Annotated in this window: 18 protein-coding genes; 11 read left to right on the top strand and 7 right to left on the bottom strand. The window is 39.0% G+C overall.

Annotated elements, in window-relative coordinates:
- Window positions 1-157 precede the first annotated feature (157 nt).
- Together GS400_RS19510 and GS400_RS19505 are read right to left on the bottom strand one after the other, a co-directional pair.
- Entirely contained in the window at window positions 158-1033 is an 876-nt protein-coding gene (locus GS400_RS19510; RefSeq protein WP_160104389.1) for an amidase, read from the bottom strand.
- 248 nt (window positions 1034-1281) lie between these two features.
- Window positions 1282-1407 carry a DUF4023 family protein gene (locus GS400_RS19505; RefSeq protein WP_160104388.1) on the bottom strand — a complete coding sequence of 42 codons (126 nt, stop codon included), beginning with the start codon at window positions 1405-1407 and terminating at the stop codon, window positions 1282-1284.
- Window positions 1408-1581: 174 nt separating this feature from the next.
- Between GS400_RS19505 and GS400_RS19500 the strand changes: the two genes are divergently transcribed.
- The 8 genes from GS400_RS19500 (at window position 1582) to GS400_RS19465 (ending at window position 12472) form a co-directional block, all read left to right on the top strand.
- Entirely contained in the window at window positions 1582-2931 is a 1350-nt protein-coding gene (locus GS400_RS19500; protein WP_160104387.1) for a dipeptidase, read from the top strand.
- Between the two features lie 261 nt (window positions 2932-3192).
- Window positions 3193-4386: an ROK family transcriptional regulator gene (locus tag GS400_RS19495; RefSeq protein ID WP_160104386.1), complete on the top strand. Its 1194-nt coding sequence runs from the start codon at window positions 3193-3195 to the stop codon at window positions 4384-4386.
- Between the two features lie 17 nt (window positions 4387-4403).
- Complete coding sequence (locus tag GS400_RS19490) at window positions 4404-5324, top strand: carbohydrate ABC transporter permease (RefSeq protein WP_201450125.1); 921 nt, start codon at window positions 4404-4406, stop codon at window positions 5322-5324.
- Between the two features lie 2 nt (window positions 5325-5326).
- Entirely contained in the window at window positions 5327-6385 is a 1059-nt protein-coding gene (locus tag GS400_RS19485) for a carbohydrate ABC transporter permease (protein WP_236561076.1), read from the top strand.
- Window positions 6386-6426: 41 nt separating this feature from the next.
- Window positions 6427-7710: an ABC transporter substrate-binding protein gene (locus GS400_RS19480; RefSeq protein WP_160104385.1), complete on the top strand. Its 1284-nt coding sequence runs from the start codon at window positions 6427-6429 to the stop codon at window positions 7708-7710.
- Window positions 7711-7767: 57 nt separating this feature from the next.
- On the top strand, window positions 7768-9861 hold the full coding sequence (locus GS400_RS19475) for an amylo-alpha-1,6-glucosidase (RefSeq protein ID WP_160104384.1): 2094 nt from the start codon (window positions 7768-7770) through the stop codon (window positions 9859-9861).
- 26 nt (window positions 9862-9887) lie between these two features.
- Window positions 9888-10829 (top strand): ROK family protein, encoded by a 942-nt coding sequence (locus GS400_RS19470; protein ID WP_160104383.1) that lies wholly within the window; start codon window positions 9888-9890, stop codon window positions 10827-10829.
- A 17-nt stretch (window positions 10830-10846) separates the two neighbouring features.
- The gene (locus GS400_RS19465) at window positions 10847-12472 is read left to right on the top strand and encodes a glycoside hydrolase family 13 protein (RefSeq protein WP_160104382.1); all 1626 of its coding nucleotides are present in this window, start codon (window positions 10847-10849) and stop codon (window positions 12470-12472) included.
- Between the two features lie 436 nt (window positions 12473-12908).
- Here the strand turns inward: GS400_RS19465 and GS400_RS19460 are convergent, their stop codons facing one another.
- Complete coding sequence (locus GS400_RS19460; RefSeq protein WP_160104381.1) at window positions 12909-13652, bottom strand: Cof-type HAD-IIB family hydrolase; 744 nt, start codon at window positions 13650-13652, stop codon at window positions 12909-12911.
- A 145-nt stretch (window positions 13653-13797) separates the two neighbouring features.
- On the opposite strand from GS400_RS19460, the gene thiD reads away from it, so the two are divergent.
- Window positions 13798-14598, top strand: coding sequence for a bifunctional hydroxymethylpyrimidine kinase/phosphomethylpyrimidine kinase (thiD, locus tag GS400_RS19455; RefSeq protein ID WP_160104380.1), 801 nt, complete (start codon window positions 13798-13800; stop codon window positions 14596-14598).
- 175 nt (window positions 14599-14773) lie between these two features.
- Here the strand turns inward: thiD and GS400_RS19450 are convergent, their stop codons facing one another.
- The 4 genes from GS400_RS19450 to GS400_RS19435 all read right to left on the bottom strand — a co-directional run bounded on the left by GS400_RS19450 (window position 14774) and on the right by GS400_RS19435 (window position 20160).
- On the bottom strand, window positions 14774-16216 hold the full coding sequence (locus tag GS400_RS19450) for a carbon starvation CstA family protein (RefSeq protein WP_160104379.1): 1443 nt from the start codon (window positions 16214-16216) through the stop codon (window positions 14774-14776).
- A 163-nt stretch (window positions 16217-16379) separates the two neighbouring features.
- Window positions 16380-17114, bottom strand: coding sequence for a LytR/AlgR family response regulator transcription factor (locus tag GS400_RS19445; RefSeq protein WP_160104378.1), 735 nt, complete (start codon window positions 17112-17114; stop codon window positions 16380-16382).
- A complete protein-coding gene (locus GS400_RS19440) occupies window positions 17107-18855 on the bottom strand; it encodes a sensor histidine kinase (protein ID WP_160104377.1) in 1749 nt (582 codons plus the stop codon). Before GS400_RS19440 ends, GS400_RS19445 begins: the two co-directional genes overlap by 8 nt.
- A gap of 108 nt (window positions 18856-18963) precedes the next feature.
- On the bottom strand, window positions 18964-20160 hold the full coding sequence (locus GS400_RS19435; RefSeq protein ID WP_160104376.1) for an MFS transporter: 1197 nt from the start codon (window positions 20158-20160) through the stop codon (window positions 18964-18966).
- A 189-nt stretch (window positions 20161-20349) separates the two neighbouring features.
- Between GS400_RS19435 and GS400_RS19430 the strand changes: the two genes are divergently transcribed.
- Window positions 20350-22080 carry a nitrilase-related carbon-nitrogen hydrolase gene (locus tag GS400_RS19430; protein WP_160104375.1) on the top strand — a complete coding sequence of 577 codons (1731 nt, stop codon included), beginning with the start codon at window positions 20350-20352 and terminating at the stop codon, window positions 22078-22080.
- A 269-nt stretch (window positions 22081-22349) separates the two neighbouring features.
- Window positions 22350-23306 carry a Gfo/Idh/MocA family protein gene (locus GS400_RS19425; RefSeq protein ID WP_236561074.1) on the top strand — a complete coding sequence of 319 codons (957 nt, stop codon included), beginning with the start codon at window positions 22350-22352 and terminating at the stop codon, window positions 23304-23306.
- Window positions 23307-23334 lie beyond the last annotated feature (28 nt).

Here is a 23334-nt window from a genome sequence, read left to right as displayed (position 1 = left end):
TGTGCAAAGGGTGAGAGGGTTTTTGTGATTTTGAGGGGGAAATTAAAAATAATGCAATTATACTAAATGAAATAACAAAAACGCATGGAACTTTTAATGAAAAGAACCATACGTTTTATACCCAAAAAATTGAAACTGTAAATCGATTAAATGCTCTTTATTCCCCTAACGCTTTCCAATATTTATAGCTATGAATAGCAAATCCATTAAAACTATCTATACTTCCAAACTGATCATAAACCTTCGTTACTTCTTCGTTCATTTTTTCTTCACCCAGGCCATAAAACGAAATGTGATCATAGCTTGTAATTTCTTTTGTTTCTACACCTATAGTTACTTTTTTCCCGACTTCTTTTGCATATTGGATTTCGTTATTGGAGATTTCAACGATCCCGTTACTCCCCTCAGCGAAATTACGGTATGCCATAATTCCTATTTCGTCTGAAGTATCAATGACCCATTTATGCAAAAGTCCTTTACCATATGTTTCGTTATCAAAATATTTCGTGTCATACCAGAATGGAATGTCTGCTGCAAAAAGCATGTCCCATTGTTTAGCTTTTTGAGCAGCTTCTGATAGGATGTTTTGATACTGTAGTATTGCGTTCTGATAGTCCGTATCCCACATTTCATGCAAGTAGGGCTCTACATCTAAATGGATTCCGGAAAACTTCTCCTCATCTGCAGCAAAGTTTTGATACTTCTCCACCCAATTTAAGAAAAGATCAAAACCTTCACGATTCGAAATCCATTTTTTTGATCCATCTAAAGCATAGACAGAAATTCCATCATTCGTTGCCTCTTTAATAAAAGACATGTATGAAGTAGGATCAATGTCACGGTTGATTTGTAGATAAACGCTATCTACATCTTTTTGATTAAGAAATTGAAGGACTTCATCTGGAGCCTCCACAATGTTTGATGTGTGCCATAACCATGTTGCCTGGTTCCACTTTGTTTCATCTGCCATAACGGCATCGCTAGTTGAAAAATGTCCAAATAGAAGAAAAGTAAATAATCCTAATAATTTCAAGCTGCATTTCCTTTCTTGTCTTGTTTTTTATGATATAGTTATTTTTTTGTTTAATCGTGGTGTATCAAAAGACTTAATCCTTTTATCGTGTTTTATTAAATTTTTTTAATGATTTTTTCTGTTAAATAGAAAAATGAGAAAATAAACCTGTTAATTTTGTAATAAATACCAAAATAATTTGTGTTGGTTATTTAGTCTAATTCAATAGTAGAAAAGTGTAGCCCTCATCGAACTACACTTTAAAAACCCTACTTGTGTGTCTTACTTGGCAAACGCTTAGAAGGTTTACGATGTTTGCCTTCACGCTCTTTATTATGTTCATCTTTTCTCTGTTTTTCATTTAACTGTTGTACGAAATCCTGCGTATTATCCATATTTACCCCTCCTTATTTTCTTACTGTGACCAGTTTTAGGTGAAATAATGCTAGAGTGTTTTTTGATAAGGAACCGTAATTTAACAAATAATACAACTAACCAATTGATATATACGACATGAGTACATACGAATTGATATAATATGAACTAGAACTTTTCGAGGAGGGTTTTATATGAAGGAAACCATTCAATTACATAAAGATCAATACATCGAAGAATTAAAAGACTTTTTACGTATTCCTAGTATTTCTTCAGTAAACGACTATAAAGAAGATGTGCAAAAGGCAGCTAAATGGCTTGAAGGTGCTTTGAAAAAAATCGGTATGGAAAATATCGAAATCATTCAAACAGAAGGCCATCCCATTGTTTATGCAGACTGGTTACATGCAGAAGGGAAGCCTACAGTACTTATTTATGGCCATTATGACGTCCAACCCGCAGAACCACTAAACCTATGGGAAACACCACCTTTTGAACCGGTTGTTCGAGCAAACAAAATTTATGCACGTGGTGCTACAGATGATAAGGGACAAGTATTTATTCATATTAAGGCATTAGAAGCCATTATGGATAAGGATGGAAAGCTTCCGGTAAATGTGAAGTTCTGTATTGAAGGTGAAGAGGAAATCGCAAGTCGTAATCTTCCTCCATTCATTGATCAAAATCAAGAAAAGCTCGCTGCAGATGCAGTGTTAGTTTCAGATACATCGTTTATTGATAAAAATCAACCAGCGATATGTACATCACTTCGCGGTGCTTTAGCGTTAGAAATGAACGTAAAGACAGCCAATACCGACTTGCACTCAGGTCAATACGGTGGAGGAGTCCCAAACGCTGTTCATAGCATTGTTCAGTTACTCGACTCTATGCATAATGAAAATGGCAAAGTAGCTATTGATGGTTTTTACGAAGGGGTACCAACTCCAACACCTGAACTAAGAGAAGAGGTAGCTCAAATTCCGTTTGATGCAGAAAAAACAAAAAAAGAACTCAATATGACTGAATTGTTTGGGGAAGAAGGCTTTACATTCCAAGAAAGAACTGGGATCCGCCCAACTTTAGAAATTAATGGTGTTGCTGGAGGATTTGCAGAAGAGGGAATGAAAACCATTGTGCCAAAAGAGGCTGTAGCTAAAATTAGCTGCCGTTTAGTTGGAGAACAATCTCCAGAAAAAGTGTATGAGTATATTCAAAAACACGTTGAGAAATATAAGCCGGTTGGAGCTCAAGTAGATTTAAAACAACTTATAAAAGCTGATCCAGTATCACTGGATTCACAAGATCCAATGATTCAAAAAGCCGCAGATGCATATGAGGATGTGTACGGCATTCGTCCACTCTTCCCGAAAGAAGGGGGATCCATCCCAATTGTAGAAGTATTCGCTCGTGTATTAGATGCACCTGTTGTATTAATGGGCTTTGGTTTACCTTCTGAAAACCTACATGCACCGAATGAACATTTCCATCTCGATAACTTTACCAAGGGAATTGAGACGGTTTGCGAATATCTGTATTCCTTATAGAAGAAAAACCTAAATAAAGAAAGATCTTAACAAAAAGAACCAGTTGTATATACAACTGGTTCTTTTTGTGCATATATTTAACAAGAAACTTGAATGGTGCCTAATAGGAAGTCTTGAATGAAAATGTTAACAGTGAAGATTAGTACCTTTCTTTTAAAAATTTCAGAATAATACTTAATTCCATGTTGAAATTAAGTAAGCGGTGTCATATAATAAAATTCAACCTAATGAAGGCGTTTTCAACGACAAGGGGTTATCATTATGAAACTGACACTAGATATTAATTCTACTAAAATTATTAACTTAATACGGGAAGAAGGAGCACTTTCACGTGTGGAAATATGTGAAAAGCTTGATATTCCACAGTCTACTGTGACACGTCTTACTAATAAGCTTATGAAGTTAAATATGCTAAGGGAGGGACAACAGGGTCACTCAAGTGGAGGAAGGCGTCCCGTTATGCTAGAGGTAAATGAGAATTGCTTCTATGCCCTAGGTATTGAAATGGGAAGATCAGCTATTAAAGCAGCCTTGATCAATTTAAATGGAGACTTACTTTCATTCAGGATGAAAGTAACTTATGGAGATGAATCCATACAAGAGGTTGTCTCTTATGTGAAGGAAATTGTTCAGGATGTGAAAACGCAGGCTGATATCCACCAAACGAGAGTCCTTGGTGTTGGAGTCGGTTTACCTGGTCCTCTTGATGAAACGGAGGATCACAGAATATCTCCACCGAACTTTTACGGTGAAAAAGACATCCCACTTAAACACTTGTTAGAAGAAGCTTTAGAATTACCTGTTACGCTTGATAATGATGCGAATGTAGCTACGCTAGCAGAAAAATGGTTCGGCGAGGGAGTCGGTTATAAGGATTTCACATATGTGATGACAGATATCGGGATCGGTTGTGGCTTAATGATAAACGGTTCTCTTTATCGGGGGCTCCAAGGGGAAGCTGGCGAGCTGGGACATATGAGTATCGCATTCCCAGGGGAACTTTGTCACTGTGGAAATTACGGTTGTTTAGAAACGTTATCCTCCATACCGGCTATTGAGCGAACGTATCAAAAAATGCTTAATTATGAAAGCGGTTCAAACGAACAGAATGAAGAAAATACATTTGAAAACATTTTAAAAGAAGCTGAATCAGGCTCAGCCTTAGCGCAAAAGGTTGTGGATCAAGCGGCTCAACATTTAGGCGTAGGGATTGCAAATCTAATCAATTTGTTTGCACCTCATAAAGTGATTATCGGAGGAACGTTCAGTCAAGTGAATGCATTTACATTTGATAAGATCCGCTCAACAGCTCTATCCAGAGTAATTGGTAAGCGAGTGAAAGATATACCAATTGTAAAATCTAAAATTGATGAAGCTGTCGTTCTTGGAGCAGGAGCTTTAGTTATTAATCAGGAGTTTTCATTAACAGAGGGATCTAAGTCTAGTCAGGTATAAGGAGGCATAGCATCGATATGAGTTCAGAAACTGCAGTGAATCGCCAAACGAATACCAAATCATCTGCAAAATGGAAGAAGCTTAAATCATTTTTTAAAATGTACAAGCTAGAGACATTCATGATTCTTCCTTTGATTGTGTACATGTTTTACTTTACTTTAACGCCTATTATCAATACGGTCACAATGAGTTTTAAAGACGATGATACGGGTGCATGGACGCTGGGGAATTACCAAGAGATTTTCACAAACATAAATTTCACCTCAGCATTATTTAATACCCTTTTCATAACCATAGTAGGTATTGTGCTACAGATAGGGTTTGCCTTAATCATCGCGCTTTTACTTAACCAAGAATTTAAAGGTAAAGGATTCTTTAGAACACTCATGCTAGTGCCAATGGGGGTTCCTACACTTGTATCAGGTGTAACGCTTCTCTTTATATTTGGACAAACAGGGTATTTTAACGAGTTACTATTTCGCTTAGGAGTGGTAGACACCCAGCCGTTTTGGCTAGGAGGTGGAATCGATACCTTATTCGTGATCATTTTCGCAGATATGTGGAAGGTACTACCACTTACCGTTCTATTACTTTTAGCAGGACTGCAATCGATTTCAAAGGATGTGTATGAAGCATCATCCATTGACGGTGCAAGTTCTTGGCAGACATTTTGGTCAATCACGCTTCCACTATTAAAGCCTTCTATTACAATGGCTGTCATATTAAGAGCGATTGACTCGTTCAGAATCTTTGAGTTGCCTCTTGTTATGGCTGGTAAGAGCGCGCCGGTACTGTCCACTTTCTCATACGAGGCATTCCGCCACAGTAATTACGGGATATCAGGTGCAGCAGCCACGATATTACTTGGGATCATCGTTCTATTCATTATCGCCTATCTCTTCATCGTGGAGAGAAAGAATTTAAAAGAGGTGAAGTAAACATGAAACGAGGAAAACTCCAAACTTGGGGATTATACGCAGCTTTGCTAGTCATCGCATTTGTTATGATTTCACCTGTTTATATCCTCTTTAAAGTCTCAATTAGTGAACCAGAAGAAGTAAATACAGCGCACCCTTCCTTTTTGGTGCAAGATGCAACCATGGACCATTGGACAGATATTTTAACGACTGAGAAGAAAACTGAGACAGGCCTGATAATTTATGGAATCAAAGGAGATACATATTCAGTTACAGGTGCTGACGGGAATGACTACACATTAAAAGGTTCTGATCAGTTTACCATTAATGGCGTGTTTAAGAAGGTTACCTTTTTAAACCAGGATAAAGAAATCAAGTTAGGTCGTGAAGAACTTCAGAATTTGCGAAATAACTTAACGACGAAGAAGACTTTCTTTGGTAAAAAAGTAGTGGAAAATTTATACCAACCACTTGGAAAGAGTTTTCTTGTAGCTACAATCACAACAATTGTTGCAATTGTAATCTGTGCACCCGCAGCTTATGTCATTTCTAGAATGCCTAGCTATATTGGTTACATTGTAGTTCTTGGTTTACTTGTAACACGAATGTTCCCGGATGTGGGGATTGCGTTACCAGTCGCGACTCGCTTTCTATCATGGGGGCTTACGGATTCATCTTTTGGGTTAATCTTGGCTCATTTAATTCCGAATCTACCATTTCTAGCTTGGATTTTAGTTGGAACGTTTGCTATGATCCCGAAAGATTTAGAGCAATCGGCTATGATTGATGGGGCAAATCGAATTAAAGCACTTATCCGTGTTGTTTTCCCTATTGCTATACCAGGGATTGCAGTTGGCTCAATCTTTGTTTGGCTAAACTCTTGGAATGAGTTTATCTATGCAAGGTATTTATCAACAGAAGTTGCTACGCTTCCGTTACGTATTTTTGAAGTTATTACAAGAGGAAGTATATTCCCAGCAGCAGCTTACTCTATGATTCTTACGATTCCGGTTATTATCATTACTTTTGTTCTCCAGCGTTACATGAAATCTGGAATGTTATCTGGAGCAGTAAAAGGTTGATAGAACAATATAATTAATATTTCTCCTAGGAGGTTTCAACAATGAAAAATGTTATGAGGTTAATGCTTGTAGCGATGTTAGGAACGATTGTATTTCTAGCCGCATGTGGTGGAAATGAAAGTTCACAGTCAAGTGAAGGGAACTCTGATAATAGTAACAATAATAGTTCTGAAGATAAGAAAACAGAAAACGGTGATAAACTACGCGTAGCTTTTGGAATGGGAGAAAGCGAATGGAAAGTATTCGAAAATGAGATCATTCCAGCTTTCGAACAAGAAACAGGAATTAAAGTAGAACCAATTGCAATTGAAAGTGATAACTTAGTAAATAAACTTACAGCTGAAGTAGACTCTGGTAATTTTTCAGTTGATATGTTCGCGCAGGATGTAAATAACCTGTCAGCTCTTGTAGCTCGTGATCTAGTAGCTGATCTTTCTGAGTATAAGAGTGAAATTCCTGAGAAAGTAATCCCAGGTATGGTCGACGTTGCAACGTTTAATGAAAAGCTTCTATTCTTACCATACCGTCCGAATGTAGAAATTACATTTTACAATGAGAAGAAATTCAATAAATACGATATGAACCCACCACAAAACTGGGATGAGCTTTTAAAAGTAGCGAAGACGTTCAAACAGGAAGAAGGTCAAGGTCGTGTAGCCATGAAAGCGAACCTTGGTGGGGATAACGTAATCCATATGTTCGACTTTATCCGCTCTGCTGGCGGAGATCCATATGTGTTAAATGATGAAGGAAGCATTAAAGCTTTCAAATATATGCAGAAGCTTTACCCTTATTTAGCTGAACAAAGCTCTAAAGCAACATGGGATACGATGAACCAGTTCTTAGAAAAAGATAGTGTATATCTTGGGCAAAACTGGCCATTCTATATTCCTCAGTTCCACAAGCATGGTAAAGATGAAATTCAAGCATACAGTGGCTGGTCAGGTCCTGCTAAAGAATCCCACACATTAGGTGGCGAAGTGATTGGTATTCCAAAAGGATCGAAGAAGGTAGACGAAGCAATTAAGTTTGCGAAATTCCTAATGTCTAAAGAAGTACAAGAGCTTCTTGTAAGTGAATTAGCTTGGCCATCTGTTCGTTCCGACGCATATGGATTAGTTCAAGGCTATCAAAAGCCATACTTTAAAGCGATTAAAAATGCACTAGAGCATGCTGAACCACGTGGTAATGTACCATACTGGGGCGATGCAGAGAAGATCTATACAGAAGCATTCCAAAAGATCGTTGTAGAAGGTCAGGATGTTGAAGAAAACTTAAACAAAGCAGCAAAGCAATTACAGAAACTACAGCAGAAACAACAATAAATAGCAGAGTGGCTGTACATCATGTGCAGCCACTTTTTACAGAAGGGGAGAAGGGGCATGGAATATAGCGTAATTAAAGAAGGAGATCTATTCCTTACAACAGAGCAAAATGGAGATATTGATGCAACTCATGATAAAGGGTATGGATTATATACAAAAGATACACGTTTCTTAAGTAAGTTTGATCTAACAATCAACGGAGAGAAACCATCTCTATTGACTTCCACAGCATCCAAGAACTATGTTGCTTCTATCCGCGTTATGAAAAATGAAGATGATGTAGGTGCGATTGAAGCGGTTCGTGACCGTTTTATCTATGATGGCGTATTATATGAGCGTCTATCCTTTCTGAATTACTTCCCAACTCGTCAGCAGTTTGAAGTAGCTCTATCATTTGATGCAGACTTTCAGGACATGTTCATTGTTCGTAACTTTAGAAGTGGTGAGGTAGGTGAGAAGACAGGACAAGCTGTTCAAGATCGTTCGCTGAGTATCGGGTACAAAGGGAAGGATCAAGTTACTCGTGAATCTCTTATCGAGTGGGATCAAAAAGAGAAAAGTGTAAATGAAGATGGAACAGTGACATTTGAGTTAGGTTTAGAACCAAAGCAAGAGACAGCAATTGTATTTTCCATTACGCCCGTTATCGACGGACATAAAGGTACCGTAAAACCATATGATGAAGCATTTCACCAGCTTGAATCTTCCTATCACAACTGGGTAGAAGAAGGGACAAAGGTGAACAGTGACCTTCCTTTATTTGATGACGTTTATCAGCGTGGTGCTCAGGACCTACGCATGCTTATGACGGATGTAGGTTATGGAAATGTTCCAGTAGCTGGTCTACCTTGGTTCGCTGTTCCATTTGGACGTGATAGTTTAATTACGGCTTTATTCATGCTTCCATATCGACCTGATCAGGTAAAAGGAACACTACGTACCTTAGCTCATTATCAGGGGACAAAAGTGGATCAAAATCGAGATGAACAACCAGGCAAGATCATGCATGAAATTCGTTTTGGTGAGCTTTCATCAACGAACCAAACCCCTTTCACCCCTTATTACGGCACAAACGATGCAACAGCCCTTTTCATTGTTCTTGCAGTTGAATACTATCATTGGACCGATGATATAGCGCTTATAAAAGAGTTACAACCTAACATTGATCGAGCGTTGGAGTGGATCAATACGTACGGTAACTCAGACGGGTATGGGTATGTTCAATATGCACAGGAAGCATCAAAAGGCTTCCCTAACCAAGGGTGGAAAGATTCTAAGAACTCTATTGTTCATGAGGACGGCCAATTTGCAGATGCTCCAATTGCTTTATCTGAGGTTCAGGGTTATGTTTATCAAGCAAAAAATAATCTAGCCCCGATATACCGAGAGTTAGGGTTAGAGGAAAAGGCCACTCATTTAGAAAATGAAGCGGAAACACTTAAAAATCGTTTTGAAGAGGATTTCTGGATGGAAGATGAAAAGTTCTATGCCATTGCTTTAGATGGTCATAAACAACCAGTTAAATCGATTACATCTAATCCAGGGCATGTTCTTATGTCTGAGATGCTCCAAGAGGAAAGAGCGGGGCATGTAGCTGAGCGACTTGTAGCAGAAGATTTATTCAATGGATATGGTGTACGTACCATGACACCACAATCGGCTGGATACTATCCAATGAGCTATCACGCTGGGAGTGTATGGCCTCATGATAATGCGATGTGTCTAATTGGTCTTAGCCGACTAGGGTTAAAGGAAGAAGCCATTCAAATTGTAGAAGGCATGCTTGAAGCCTCAAAAGGATTTGAATACTTGCGCTTACCTGAATTGTTCTGTGGGCATGATTCTACACTTGGATATCCAGTACCTTATCCTACGACATGCTCTCCACAAGCCTGGTCTGCAACGTCATCATTCATTTTCCTTCAAACTGTGCTCGGCGTACAACCGAATTCATTAACGAAAGAAGTTAAGATAGACCCAGTACTTCCTCAAGGGATGAATAAGCTACGTGTTGAAGGAATGAGTATTGGAGAGGGCATGCTTTCACTCACCATTGAGCGAAATGAGGGAGATTATGTTATCACTGTGTTAAAAAATACAACAGGATATTCTCTTCGTAAAAAGGGTAAACAAATACAGTTACAAAGCTAGATCTTGAATGAAAAAGGGTGGTCGAGATGAATTATGTGCTCGGTATCGATATCGGTGGCACAAAAGTTGCGATTGGCCTTGTGGGAGAGGACGGTGTTCTGTACCACCAAGCCAAAATTCCAACAGATGTTAAAGCAAATCCAGAAGACGTGATTCATCAACTATTTGGTGGAATTGATACGTTAATCGAACAATCAGGAGTTCAATTTGAAAAAATACACGGCATTGGAATCGGAGCTCCCGGTCCTTTAGATTCAAAGAAAGGGTTGATCACATGCCCACCGAATCTACCGAAGTGGCATGATGTAAACATTGTCCATCTTTTCAAAGAAAAGTATAAGCTTCCTGTACGACTCGAAAATGATTGTAACGCTGCTACATTAGCTGAAAAGTGGATAGGTGCTGCCCAACCGAATGAGGACTTCATGTATTTAACGATAAGTACAGGTATAGGATCGGGTATTTACTCTGATGGTCGTTTGATATCAGGTAAAAGCGGCAATGCAGGGGATGTTGGTCATATGATGATTGATCCATCTTATGGAACATGTACTTGTGGTCAAAAAGGTTGCTGGGAGTGGATCGCTTCTGGGACAGGTATTGCGAGACAGGGATCAGAGCTTTTGGGGCGTCCTGTAACAGCAGAAGAAGTATTTACACTTTATAACCAGGGGGACCTATCTGTTAAAGAGATGATCGAACCTATCTTCACAATAATTGGTGCTGGTTGTACGAATCTGATAAACGCATTCGATCCAGAAAAAATCGTTATCGGTGGAGGTGTTTCAAAGGTTGGAGATCCTTTATTTAAGGTGGTCCAATCCTATGTTCAAAAGTACGCATTAAGTCCTTCTGGAAGAGAAACACAGATTGTGTCTTCAGGTTTAGATCATAATGCCGGTACGATTGGCGCAGCAGCTTTACTTTTTCAAATCGAACATGCAATAGATAATACATGCTCTAGATAAAAAACGGAGGTGAACAAATGGAACAGAAATGGTGGAAAGAAGTTGTCGTATATCAGGTTTACTGGCGAAGCTTCAATGATACATCTGGCAATGGAGTCGGTGATTTAGAAGGTGTAATCGAAAAGCTAGATTACATACAATCATTAGGCATTGATGTCCTGTGGTTAAATCCGTTCTTTGAGTCACCAGACAAGGATAATGGCTATGATATATCTGATTACTACTCCGTTATGGATAAGGCAGGAGATATGGAGACATTTGAGCGTTTGTTAGAAGAAGTTCATAAGCGTGACATGAAGTTAATTATGGACCTGGTTGTAAACCACACCAGCGATCAGCACCCATGGTTTATAGAGTCACGCTCTTCTAAGGATAATCCAAAAAGAGATTGGTATATATGGAGGGATGCGAAAGAAGATGGATCCGAACCAAATAATTGGAGAAGCTATTTTACTCCATCTACTTGGGAGTATGATGATAAAACAGGACAGTATTATTTCCACTCCTTTGCGACGGAACAACCTGATTTAAACTGGGAGAATCCAGAAGTTCGTGAAGAAATCTATAACATGATGCGCTTTTGGCTAGATAAAGGCATCGATGGATTTCGCATGGATGTTATCAATCTCTTAGCTAAGCTTGAAGGCTTCCCTGATGCAGAGAATCCGGAGAACCTTGATTCCCTAGGAAATAATCCAGGCATTCATGAGTACTTAAAGGAGATGAATGAAAAGGTATTGAAACATTATGACGTCTTTACAGTTGGAGAAATCCCGTTTGTGACACCAGAAGATGGTTTGTTATACGTAGGGGAAGACCGTGAAGAATTAAATACTCTTTTTCATTTCGAAGTTTGTGATGATATGGTCCGAATGGATGTACCTCGTTTTAAAGAGATTCAAAAACGTTGGTATGAGGGAATATTTGGTCGAGGAACGAACTCACAATTCTTAAATAACCATGATCACACGCGAATGGTTACTCGCTTTGGAAATGATGGAGAATATCGAGTGGAGTCAGCTAAATTACTCGGTACACTTGTTCATACACTACCAGGCATTCCGTATGTGTTTATGGGTGAAGAGATTGGCATGACTGGAGTGGATTTTGATTCCATTGATGATTACCAAGATATCGCCATGATCAATAAGTACAACGAAGAGGTTGGAAAAGGTCGTGATGAAGCAGAAGTGTTAGAGGAATTAAAACTATTAAGTCGTGATAATTCTCGAACACCGATGCAGTGGGACAGCTCGCAAAATGCTGGTTTCACAGATGGGGAACCATGGATCAAAATGAATCCGAACTATACTGAGATCAATGTTGAAAATGCTTTGAATGACAAGAACTCTGTGTTTTATTATTACCAAAAGCTTATCTCATTACGTAAGACTTATAAGGTATTTTCATATGGGGATTATCAGCCTATATTAGAGGATCACGCTAAGATTTATGCTTTCTTCAGAGAGTTTGAAGGCGAGAAAATACTTGTAGTGGCCAACATGAGTGATGAGGAGAATCTGTTTGAGTACTCGGTAGAGACAAGTGATGTTGAACTGCTCCTTCATAATTATGAGGTGGAACAAGAAGTATCCAATGTAAGTCTTAGACCTCATGAAGTCAGGGTTTATTTGTGGAGTTAATAAAAAGGTATCTTGGAACACAGAAATAAGAAAAAGGGGGCATTGAACTGTAAATCAGTTTAATGCCCTTTTTAATTCCATATAAGCCCACTTTTATATGGAAAACTGGGTTTCGAGATAAGATGAGTATGGTTCCGTTGCTCTTGTGGAGTGTGGTGGGCTGGGAAACGGGCTGCTTTCCCCGGACGAACGATCGAGCCTCCTCACTCACTTCGTTCCCTGCGGGGTCTCGCTCGCCCGTTATTCCGCAGGAGTATTGCCGTTTCAATGCCCCCACACCTCACAAACGCAACGAACCCTTCCTCTCACTCAGAAGCTTATTCCAGATAACTGCCATATTGCTAAATATTACGTTTAATCCATTCCATAATAAAAAAAGTAGTTCAATTAAGAAGTGGTACTCCAAAACTGAACTACTAAAAAAATTCTGCTGAAGTTATTTCTCTAAAACACGTTCAATAGCCTGAGCTACGCCATGTTCAAGATTTGAGCCAGTTACCCAATCTGCTTCATCTTTAATAACATCCTGAGCATTCCCCATAGCAACGCCAAATCCTGCTTCGCGGATCATAGCGATGTCATTTAAGCTATCTCCAACAGCCATGACGTTATCCATAGTAATGTTCAGCCATTTACTTACTTTACGTAAGGCTGTAGCTTTATTGATACCAGCTGGATTAATTTCAAGATTAAGAGGGCTTGAGTTCGTTACCTCAAAAGAATCGTGACCCTTTAGCTCCTCTAAAACGGTATCACGTAACTCTTCATCCTCAAAATTAAAGCCATATTTGATCCATTCATAGTCTTCAACTTCCTTTGCAAAAGGCTCTTCAGAGTTGAAACGCCCTTGAACAGTTGAGGACCAGAAAAAGGCCTGATGCTTTTGTGTAAGATCCCAAAGCTTACGTACATCTTTTGGATCAAAAGAATTTCGCTCGATAAGCTCAAAGTTTTGATCATAAATCTCGCCGCCATTAATCGTGACGAGATAAGCGGATTCTCCTAAGGGTTCAATAATTTCCTTGCACGTAGAAAGAGAACGTCCAGTGCTAATCACCACATGAAAGCCTTGATCCTTTGCTTTTTTGATAGCAGCTAGGTTTTCTGAAGAGATCTCGTGCTCGTTATTTAATAATGTTCCGTCCATATCTAAAGCGATGAGTTTGATATCTTTATTCATGTTACGTATGTCCTCCTTTATCAACCAACCTTATTTTAATACAAAATGGTGCAGGCTAACAGAGGTAATGCAATCAGTCTATTCGCATTACAAAAGGAAACTGCCGTACAATAGGAATAATAAATATGAAAAAAGGAGTAGAAGCATGACATTACCACGTGTATTAACGATAGCAGGATCCGCAGCTCAAGGGAGTGCTGGAATTCAGGCTGATTTAAAAACATTTCAAGAAAGAGATGTTTACGGAATGAGTGCGATAACCGCTATGGTGGCAAACAATGCCAAGACAGAACAGGGGATATTTACTAACCCAATCGATGCAATCGAAGCACAAGTGTATGCTGCTCATGAGCATGTAGGACTTGATTCTGCTAAAACAGGAATGCTTTTTACAGAGGATATCATCGTTCGTGTCTCTGAACTCATAAGAGAATTATCCATACCTAACCTTGTAGTTGATCCAGTGATGATTGGAAAAATGGGATCGCAATTGCTGAAAGATGAAGCCATCGAATCTTTTAAAGAACTTATGCTTCCCCTTGCAAATGTAATTACCCCGAACAGAATGGAAGCAGCACGCTTAACTAGTGTGGAAAGTATAGATTCTGTCCAAGATATGAAGGAAGCTGCTATACAAATAAAAGATATGGGACCAGCATATGTGTTAGTAAAAGGTGGACCATTAACGGAGAATGCGACAGATATTTTATATGATGGGGAGCAGTTTTTTGAAATTGAGTCCGATAAAATTGAAACCATTCATACTAGCGGAGCCGGTTGTACTTACTCAGCCGCAATTGCAGCAGAGCTTGCCAAAGGGAAGACAGTAGAAGAAGCGGTTCAAATAGCTAAGCAATTTATTACGTATGCGATTCAGCATTCACTTTCCTTTAATAGAGGTATTGGGTCTACGCATCATGGTGCAATGAGAAAATATAAAAAATAAAACCACCAGTTTTACTTGAACTGGTGGTTTTCAATTTACATGATATAAAAAACACTAATAATCATTAAAGCACTTAGTATTTTGAACCAAAATGGCATGGTTTCATGTTCTGCATTATTAACCGATTTCTCTTGTTCTTTAACGTGTTCTGTATAGTTTGGTGAACAGCAACCCATTACGCAATGTCTCTCCATTCTTCCTCAAGCGGAATATTTCGTTGTAAAGAACGGCGAGCATGATTGAAGAAAGCGGCTACAATCCCTACAGTAATAAATGCAGCAACGACATAAGAGATATTCATAGGGAGATTAAACCCGATATCAGCATTTAAAATATAAGAGAAAGTTGCCATCGTCATGAATGTTGCTGGTACTGCAGCAATCCAATAATTTTTTCGAGAAAGGAACAAGTATGTTGCTCCAACCCAAAGGGCTATGACAGCCGTTGATTGGTTTGCCCAAGAGAAGTAGCGCCATAAAAGCGTGAAATCGATTTTAGTCAGCATGAACGAAATGACAAACATCGGTACTGCGATCCATAGACGATTTGCTACTTTTTTCTGTGTTACGTTAATATAGTCCGCAATAATCATACGTGCACTTCGGAATGCAGTGTCCCCAGATGTGATTGGAAGAACAATAACGCCAAGAACCGCTAACGTTCCACCTACTGCTCCAAGCATAGACTTCGATACTTCGCTTACAACTGCAGCAGGACCACCGCTTGCTAATACTTCGTTTAGACCAGCTGATCCGTTAAATAGACTCATAGCTGCAGCAGCCCAAATCATAGCAATAATACCTTCGGCAATCATCATGCCGTAAAAAATACGACGACCTTGTTTTTCTTGTTGGGTTGTACGTGAAATGATTGGTGTTTGTGTTGCATGGAATCCGGATAGTGCTCCACAAGAAATCGTTAAGAATAGTAGTGGAAAGATTGGTGCGTTATCAGGATGCATATTCGTAAAGGACAACTCAGGGATTGGTGCTCCTGTAAACACAAGTCCAGCACCGACACCAATGGCACTAATTAAAAGAAGTGCCCCGAAAGCTGGGTAAAAACGTCCAATAATTTTATCAATAGGAAGTAATGTAGCAACTAGATAATAGACAAAGATCGCAGCTAAAATAATCGGTAGTGTTAACCAACTGCTTGTCATACTATGAAGCAAATCTGCTGGTGCAGTTACAAACACCGTACCAACTAGTACTAAAAGTAGAATAGCAAAAGCATTAACGACGTGTTTCATAACCTTCCCAAGAAACTTCCCTGCTAACTCTGGTAAGTGTGCCCCTCTATTACGAATCGAGATCATACCTGTTAGATAGTCATGAACAGCTCCTGCAAAGATTGCGCCTAAAACAATCCACAGAAAAGCAACTGGACCATAAAGGGCTCCTAAAATTGGACCGAAAATCGGACCAACACCTGCAATATTTAATAGCTGAATGAGTGCGTTTTTCTTTTTCCCCATTGGAAGATAATCCACATTATCTTGGTTGGAATAGGCTGGGGTAGGTCGTCCAGTATTTACTCCAAACGTCTTTTCTACATATTTACCGTACGTAAAATAACCAATGATTAATAGTGCAATACTCACTAGAAAAGTTACCATGTCTTGTCCCCCTCTTTTTGTAATCGCTTACACAAAAGGTATCATGATTACGCTTACAAAAGTGCTGTTTCTGTTTAAGATGTTTTGTGAGGGAGTTAAGATACATTTAGGCGTGATTAAGATGCACTGGGTATTTGGAGAAAAGCTTAAGATCTTTATCTATTTACAATTCCAGTTGCTCACGGAGTTCTTTAATATAGTTTCGACTAACAGACAACTTTTCGTCTATCCCTTGAAGTTCTAACTGGTAAGCACCGTTAAACCAAGGGATTAGTCTTTCAATGTGTCTTAAATTGACTAAATAGCTCTTATGGATTCTGAAAAAAGTAAATGCCTGTAGTCGTTCTTCCACATCTTTTAAAGGCCACTTCGTTTCAAAAGTACGATCCTTCGTAACGATTTTCGTTACTCTTTCTTCTCGACTAACATAAAGGATATCATCTGGAGATATGTATATAATTCCATCCTCTCCCTCTATAGGTAACTTTGATGGGGGTGTTGTTCTTGAATGATTTGTGTTTGGTTTTGTGAATCTTGAATGAATACGTTTTATGGTTTCAGTTAATTGCTCCTCATCAAAGGGCTTTAATAAATAGTCCAATGCTTCATGACGAAAAGCTTCTACAGCATAATCAGGGTATGCGGTAGCGAATATAACCTGAGGTACTTTCTTGAGCTCTAGGACAGATTTTGCTACTTCCATTCCATCCATTTTAGGCATGTCTATATCTAGGAAAATGGCGTCAGGTTGAGTCTGAATAGCTTTCATAAGGGCAGTATCTCCTGATTCAGCCTCACCAATGACTTTGATGGATTCATGTTGCTCTAATAAGTAAATAAGTTCCTCTCTACTAAAACGTTCATCATCTACAACGAGAACTGTGATTGGTTTATTCATATCGATCCTCCTGATAGTTCTTAGGAATAACAAATGAAATGATCGTGCCATTATTCGGTTCACTATGAATTTGAAGAGTTGAAGTATAACCATACATATACTCCAAGCGTTTGTTTACGTTATAGATTCCAAGTCCAGTACCTTGACTAGAGTCTACTCTCTTTTCACCTAGTCTAGAAAGCTCTTCCTTACTCATTCCAATTCCATTATCTTGAACAGAAACTAGAATATCGTTTTCTTTTTCCATAATTCTAACTAAGATTTTTCCGATTCCATCCTTGTTTTTAATACCATGTTTTATGCAGTTCTCAACGAGAGGTTGGAGTGTTAAAGGAGCAATTTTGGCGTTCATGGCACTCTCGTCCACTTCATATTCAACTTGTAACTTATCTTCGAATCGTGTTTCTTCAATTAGTAAATAAGATTTTACGTGCTTTAGTTCTTCAGATAAAGAGGTCCATGTCTTCGTTGTAGCGCTTAAGTTTTGGCGGAAAAACTTAGAAAGTGCAATAAGTAATGAGCGAGCACGATCTGGTTTTGTACGGGTTAAAGACACGATCACGTTTAACGAATTAAACAAAAAATGAGGGTTAATCTGTGCTTGGAGTGCCTTCACTTCTGCTTCTCGGGCTAATTCTTTAGACTTTTCTGCTTCTGCGATCTCAAGTTGTTGTCCTAATAAAGCATTTAGTCCTTGAATTAATTCTAGTAGGACATTTGAAATTTCTTTTTCTGATCGCACATAGAACTTCAGTGTACCTATAACTTCATTTCTACGCTTCAAAGGTGCAATAACTGCAGCACCTAAAGGACATTCAGGAATTTTACATTGGATGGAGGCGTGGTTTGCGATCAACATTTTTCCTGAATGAAGCACCTCTTTTGTGGCATCTGTTTGGATAGGTTCTCCTGATTGGTGATGGTCGTTTGCCTTTCCAACATGGGCTAAGATGGTTTGGTGATCTGTCATGGCAATAGCACTGACGTTGACTTCTTCATAAATCATCTTGCACACGTTTTGGGCAGAATTAGAGTTTAATCCCGTTCGCAGATAAGAGATTGTAGATTCAGCCAGCTTTAATGCTTTCTGGGCTTGGATGGCTCCGGCCTTTTCTTCTTCAGCTAAAACATTCCGAATGATGAGTAAGAATAGAGCTGATCCAACTCCGTTTGCCATAATCATCGGAAGGCCAATCTCTTGTACGAGGTCCCACGCCATCGCAAAAGGTTTAGCTATACCGAGTATAATTAACATTTGAACCGTTTCAGCTAATGCACCAACTAGTAGAGCAGTTTTCAGCTTAAGTGGTTGATTCTTTTTATGAAAAAATCCAGAAATAAGACCAGCCACAACGGCTGATACACCACATGCAAATCCTGTAAAGCCTCCAAGTGAGAAGCGATGTAATCCCGCAATAAGACCACTTCCAACACCAATGCGATAACCACCAAATAACCCCGCGGCTACAATGCCAATTACGCGTGAATTCGCTATAGCTTCCGACTCTCCAAGGTCATAGACAACATTGCCGAATAGGGAGGAAGAGGTATCATAAGTAATCCCTGTATATGTACCAATCACACCAAAGAGACCAAAGAACAGAATGGCCATATATTGTTGTTGAGGGTGAAGGGTTTTCTGATCGATTAATTCACGGAAAAAGCGAAACCTTGTAATGATAAAGGCTACGGTGACAATAATTCCTAAACGTTCAAGCATAGGAAGAAATAATTCAAGCATCGTCTGTCTTCCTCTCATGCAGTTTGATTTTATTGTAGCATCAAAAAATAGTAATGAATATGTGTAAGAAAGCACCAAGACTAGTAGCTTGGTGCGTAGGTATTTCTTTTAAGATTTAGAAGGTCTTATACCTAAAAAGCTTATAACTAAGCTAAGGAATACGAATCCAGCAAAGCTATAATAAAGGATGGAAGGAAATGATTTCATTAGTAGAGCGGTAACAGGAGGACCAGCTGCTACACCTATAAAACGCATAGAACTGTACACTGCGGTCATAGTCCCACGCTCTTCTTTTGGGATGCCTTCCGTTATAAAAGCATCTAGACAAGGGAGCGCTACTCCAATGCCAGTACCTGCAATGGATAATAAAATGAAATAACTAAGCAGACTTTCTTTGCCTTGTACAAAAAGGAACGCAACAACAGCTACTCCACTTCCAATTAAAATAATCCACTTCATTAAAACCTTATGTTCGCCAATTTTGTTACCAGCAATATAAGAAGCCACACATAAAAAGAGTAAAGGTACGGCTAAAAATAAGCCTTTTTTATAACCTAATATTTTAAAATCATCCTCTAATATACTTGAGAAATGAAATAAAAACCCAAACAAAACGAACATAAAAATACACCCTGCAAGAAAAACCGAAGTTAACCATTTGGCATTTTCTCTTAGTAGATCTTGAATAACATGAATGAATGCTTGAAAAGATTGTTTAGGTTCTTGGTTTTTTTCTTTTGGAACCTTTACTAAGATCATGACAAGAATAATGGCTAATCCAGATAAAATGGGGATAGCGATAAATGGTAGGAACCATAGGACTGCGGCTAATAGTGCACCTAAGATCGGACTTAGAACCTTGCCGAATGTGTTAGAAGTTTCGATAATGCCAAGGCCTTTGCTTACTTCTTCCTCATCCTTAAACATGTCTCCTACGGTTGGGATTACGACTGGGAATGCACCTGAAGCACCAATTCCTTGAATAAATCGTCCGATCAATATAACAGTAAAAGGGTTCTTCATGTGCCAAGCTGCATAAGCTGAAATGGCTCCTCCAACTCCAACAATAATAAGGCTAGGGATGATGACTTTTTTCCGACCGAGCTTATCAGATAGGTATCCGGAGATTGGGATGAGGGGGATTGCTATAATCGAATAAATGGTAATAATTAAGCTCGACTGAAAAGACGTGATATCAATTTCACGTTCAATAATGGGTAACACAGGAATTAGCATAGAATTCCCTAACGTCATTAATAAAGGGATAGCTGCTAATGCAAACAAATCCCATTTCTTACCCTTCATAACGGTTCCTCCAATAATGGGTCTTTTTTGTTATTTTGAGTAAAAGGTGGAGATGGCATACTTCTGTCATACATGTATTTTTTGCTAAAACATGTAAGAGAAATGATATTGATCAAAGTTTTATATTTCTAGCCATGAAAAGAGATGTGTTACGCTAAAAAAAACTTATTTCGTTAAGGAGGCCCTCAGATGTCTATATCTAGACCATTTCCAGTAGCAGCCATTCAATACAATCCGAAGTTGAACCGACGTAATGCGAACATTCGCGAATTGAAAAAGTATGTTCGAGAAGCAGCTGAAAAGGGTGCCAAACTCATTGTTACTCCTGAGATGGCTACAACGGGTTATCATTATTTAGATCGTTCCGCTATTTCCTCCTATGTAGATACGATTCCGGGGTTAACAACTGCGCAGTTTGCCGAGATTGCTAAGGAATACAACACGTATATTGTTATTGGTATGGCAGAAGTTGATCTTGAAACGGGGTTGTATTACAACTCCTCAGCTCTTGTTGGCCCAAATGGATATATAGGAAAGTACCGCAAAATTCATCAGTGGGTCGTTGAGACCTACTGGTCTTGTTGGGGAGATATCGGTTGTCCAGTTTACGAAACGGATATTGGTAACATCGCCATGATTATTTGTCAGGATTCTACGTACTTTGAATCCGCACGACTAGCAGCTGTAAATGGTGCTGATATTTTGTGTTTCCCAACGAATTCATCTAGTGCCTCCATCTCGATGTTGCAGCACTGGGCAGAAATGAACGGCCTCTATATCGTTAGTGCAAACCGTTCTGACAAAGAAGAAGATTTTAATATGGTCGGTCTTAGTTCTGTATGGTCACCTTATGGGGAAAAGCTTGCCGAAGCGCCAATGACAATTGATGAAGAAGATCCTTCCCCATATATTTTAGAAGGAAGCATTGATCCAGCTCAGTTTGCAAACCCTGCAAAATCTCGAATGTTAGAGCGTCGTATGGAGTCTTACAAAGAATTAATGCTCTTTTTAGGTCCATGGGATTATACCAAAAACACACATGCACGAAATATCAAAGCCGCTTCAATACAATATGAACCAGAGATTGGCAATAAAGAAGTAAACCTGACAAAAGTGAAGCAGCTTGTAAGGGACAAAGTCGAGGAAGATGTAAATCTCATTGTCCTCCCTGAACTTTCTGTAATTGGTCCGATGGAATTACAAAAAAAGCAAGATATAGAGCCATACGCTGAGACAGATGATGGACCTATAGTGCAGGAGATGAAAAAGCTAGCACAAGAGGTAGAGGCTTATATCGTATTTGGATTTGCCGAAAAAGAATTACCTCACTTTTATAATAGTGCGCTATTTATAAGTCCTGAAGGTGAAGTTATTGGGAAACATCGTAAAATTCACTTAGATCATTGGGATGAGCGTTGGGCCACACCAGGAAAAAGGATTATGGTTACCCCTGTAAATGGCTTTGGGCGTGTTGGAATGATGATTGGATATGATGCTACATTTCCAGAAGTAGCAGGTGTCTTAGCTGTTAAACGCGCGGATATGATTTGCATACCTGCAAGCTGGACGGGGGACTATGGAGTTGAACTGTCGATGAATCAAGATGTATTCCCGAATCCTTATCCAAAAGGTACAGTCTCTACCTGGGATGCTGTAGCGAAAGGGGCTCAATCCTATACCATTGTTTCTAACTTTGTTGGATCGAAGTATGGATTCAAGGGTCGAAGTGCTATATACAACTTGGACCAAAACTATACCAATGATCAGACAGTAATTGCTTCAGGTGAACAAGAAGAAGTACTTGTTAACGCATTCCAAACAATGAAAACAGACTGGTGGTTGGATCAGGAAAATCTCATTTTGACCCGTCGTACAGCATACTATAAACCGTTAGTAACGAGAGAACCACCGTTTTTGTAAGTGAAATAGATCGTGAAAAACTGCAATACATTGAACACCTGCTCCTTGCCAATAAGGTAAGGGATGGGTGTTATTTGTTTTGTCGTAAGCCTTAACTAAGCCCAATCATTCCCAACACCTCTAAATTAAGATAAAATCAAATCAACAACTATTACGCTCAAACGTAAAACATAACCCCTCCACAGAAAGCATAATGGGCTCCTTACTCTAGTAAATTGTTCGACAGTCAAAAGGGACGTTGCTATGATGGAAGAAAAAGGAGTGATGATATGATCAAGTGGGGAATCCTGGGAGCTGCAAACATTGCAAAGAAAGCACTTATCCCAGCAATACAGCGTACAGAAGACTCTGAAGTTGTAGCAATTGCAAGTTCAAGTGGAAAAGAAAAAGAAGTCCAAGAGCAATTTGATATAGAAAAAGCATACGGGTCATATGAAGAGCTCTTACAAGATTCTGAGATTGAAGCGGTATATATTCCTCTTCCGAACCATCTACATAAAAAATGGGTATTTGAAGCGGCCGAAGCAGGCAAGCATATTTTATGTGAAAAGCCAGCATCTTTAACACATCAAGATGTGGTGGAGATGATTGAGATATGCAATGAGAATAATGTGCAGTTTCTTGAAGCGTTTATGTATCAGTTCCACCCTCAACATCAGCGAGTGAAAGAATTAATCGCTGAAGGTGAAATCGGAGAAGTGGAATACTTGCGTGCTAGCTTCTCTTTTAGTTTTGATCGCTCTAAATACAACATTCGCCTGGATAAAGAAAAAGGCGGAGGAGCTCTTTGGGATGTAGGATGCTATGGTACACATACAGCCATTAATGTATTGGATAGTAATCCTATTGAACATACTGTTAAATCTTCTTTGGATAATAAGTACGGTGTAGATGTTACATCACTTGTAACGTTAAGAATGGAAAACGGATCTATGGCTCAAGTAGATTGTAGCTTTAATGCGCCACTTCGTCATCAATATGAGGTACTTGGAACGAAAGGGACCATTCAGATTCCTTTTGCTTATCGTCCAGACGCTAATGAGCACAAAGGTATTGTAAAAGTGAGTACTCAAAATGGTAGCTATGAAGAAACTATTATTGGGGATCAGTACAAATTACAAGTGGAGACATTTACACAGGCTGTTCAGCAAAATGAATCTTTACAGTCTTACCACGATAAAACATTCGAGAATATTAAATTACTTGAACAACTTTATAAACATTAAAAAAGTGCCTGCTCATTTTTGTGAGTCA

The sequence above is a fragment of the Pontibacillus sp. HMF3514 genome (assembly GCF_009858175.1).
Lineage (GTDB): Bacteria > Bacillota > Bacilli > Bacillales > BH030062 > Pontibacillus.
This window is presented reverse-complemented; position numbering and strand designations above follow the sequence as displayed.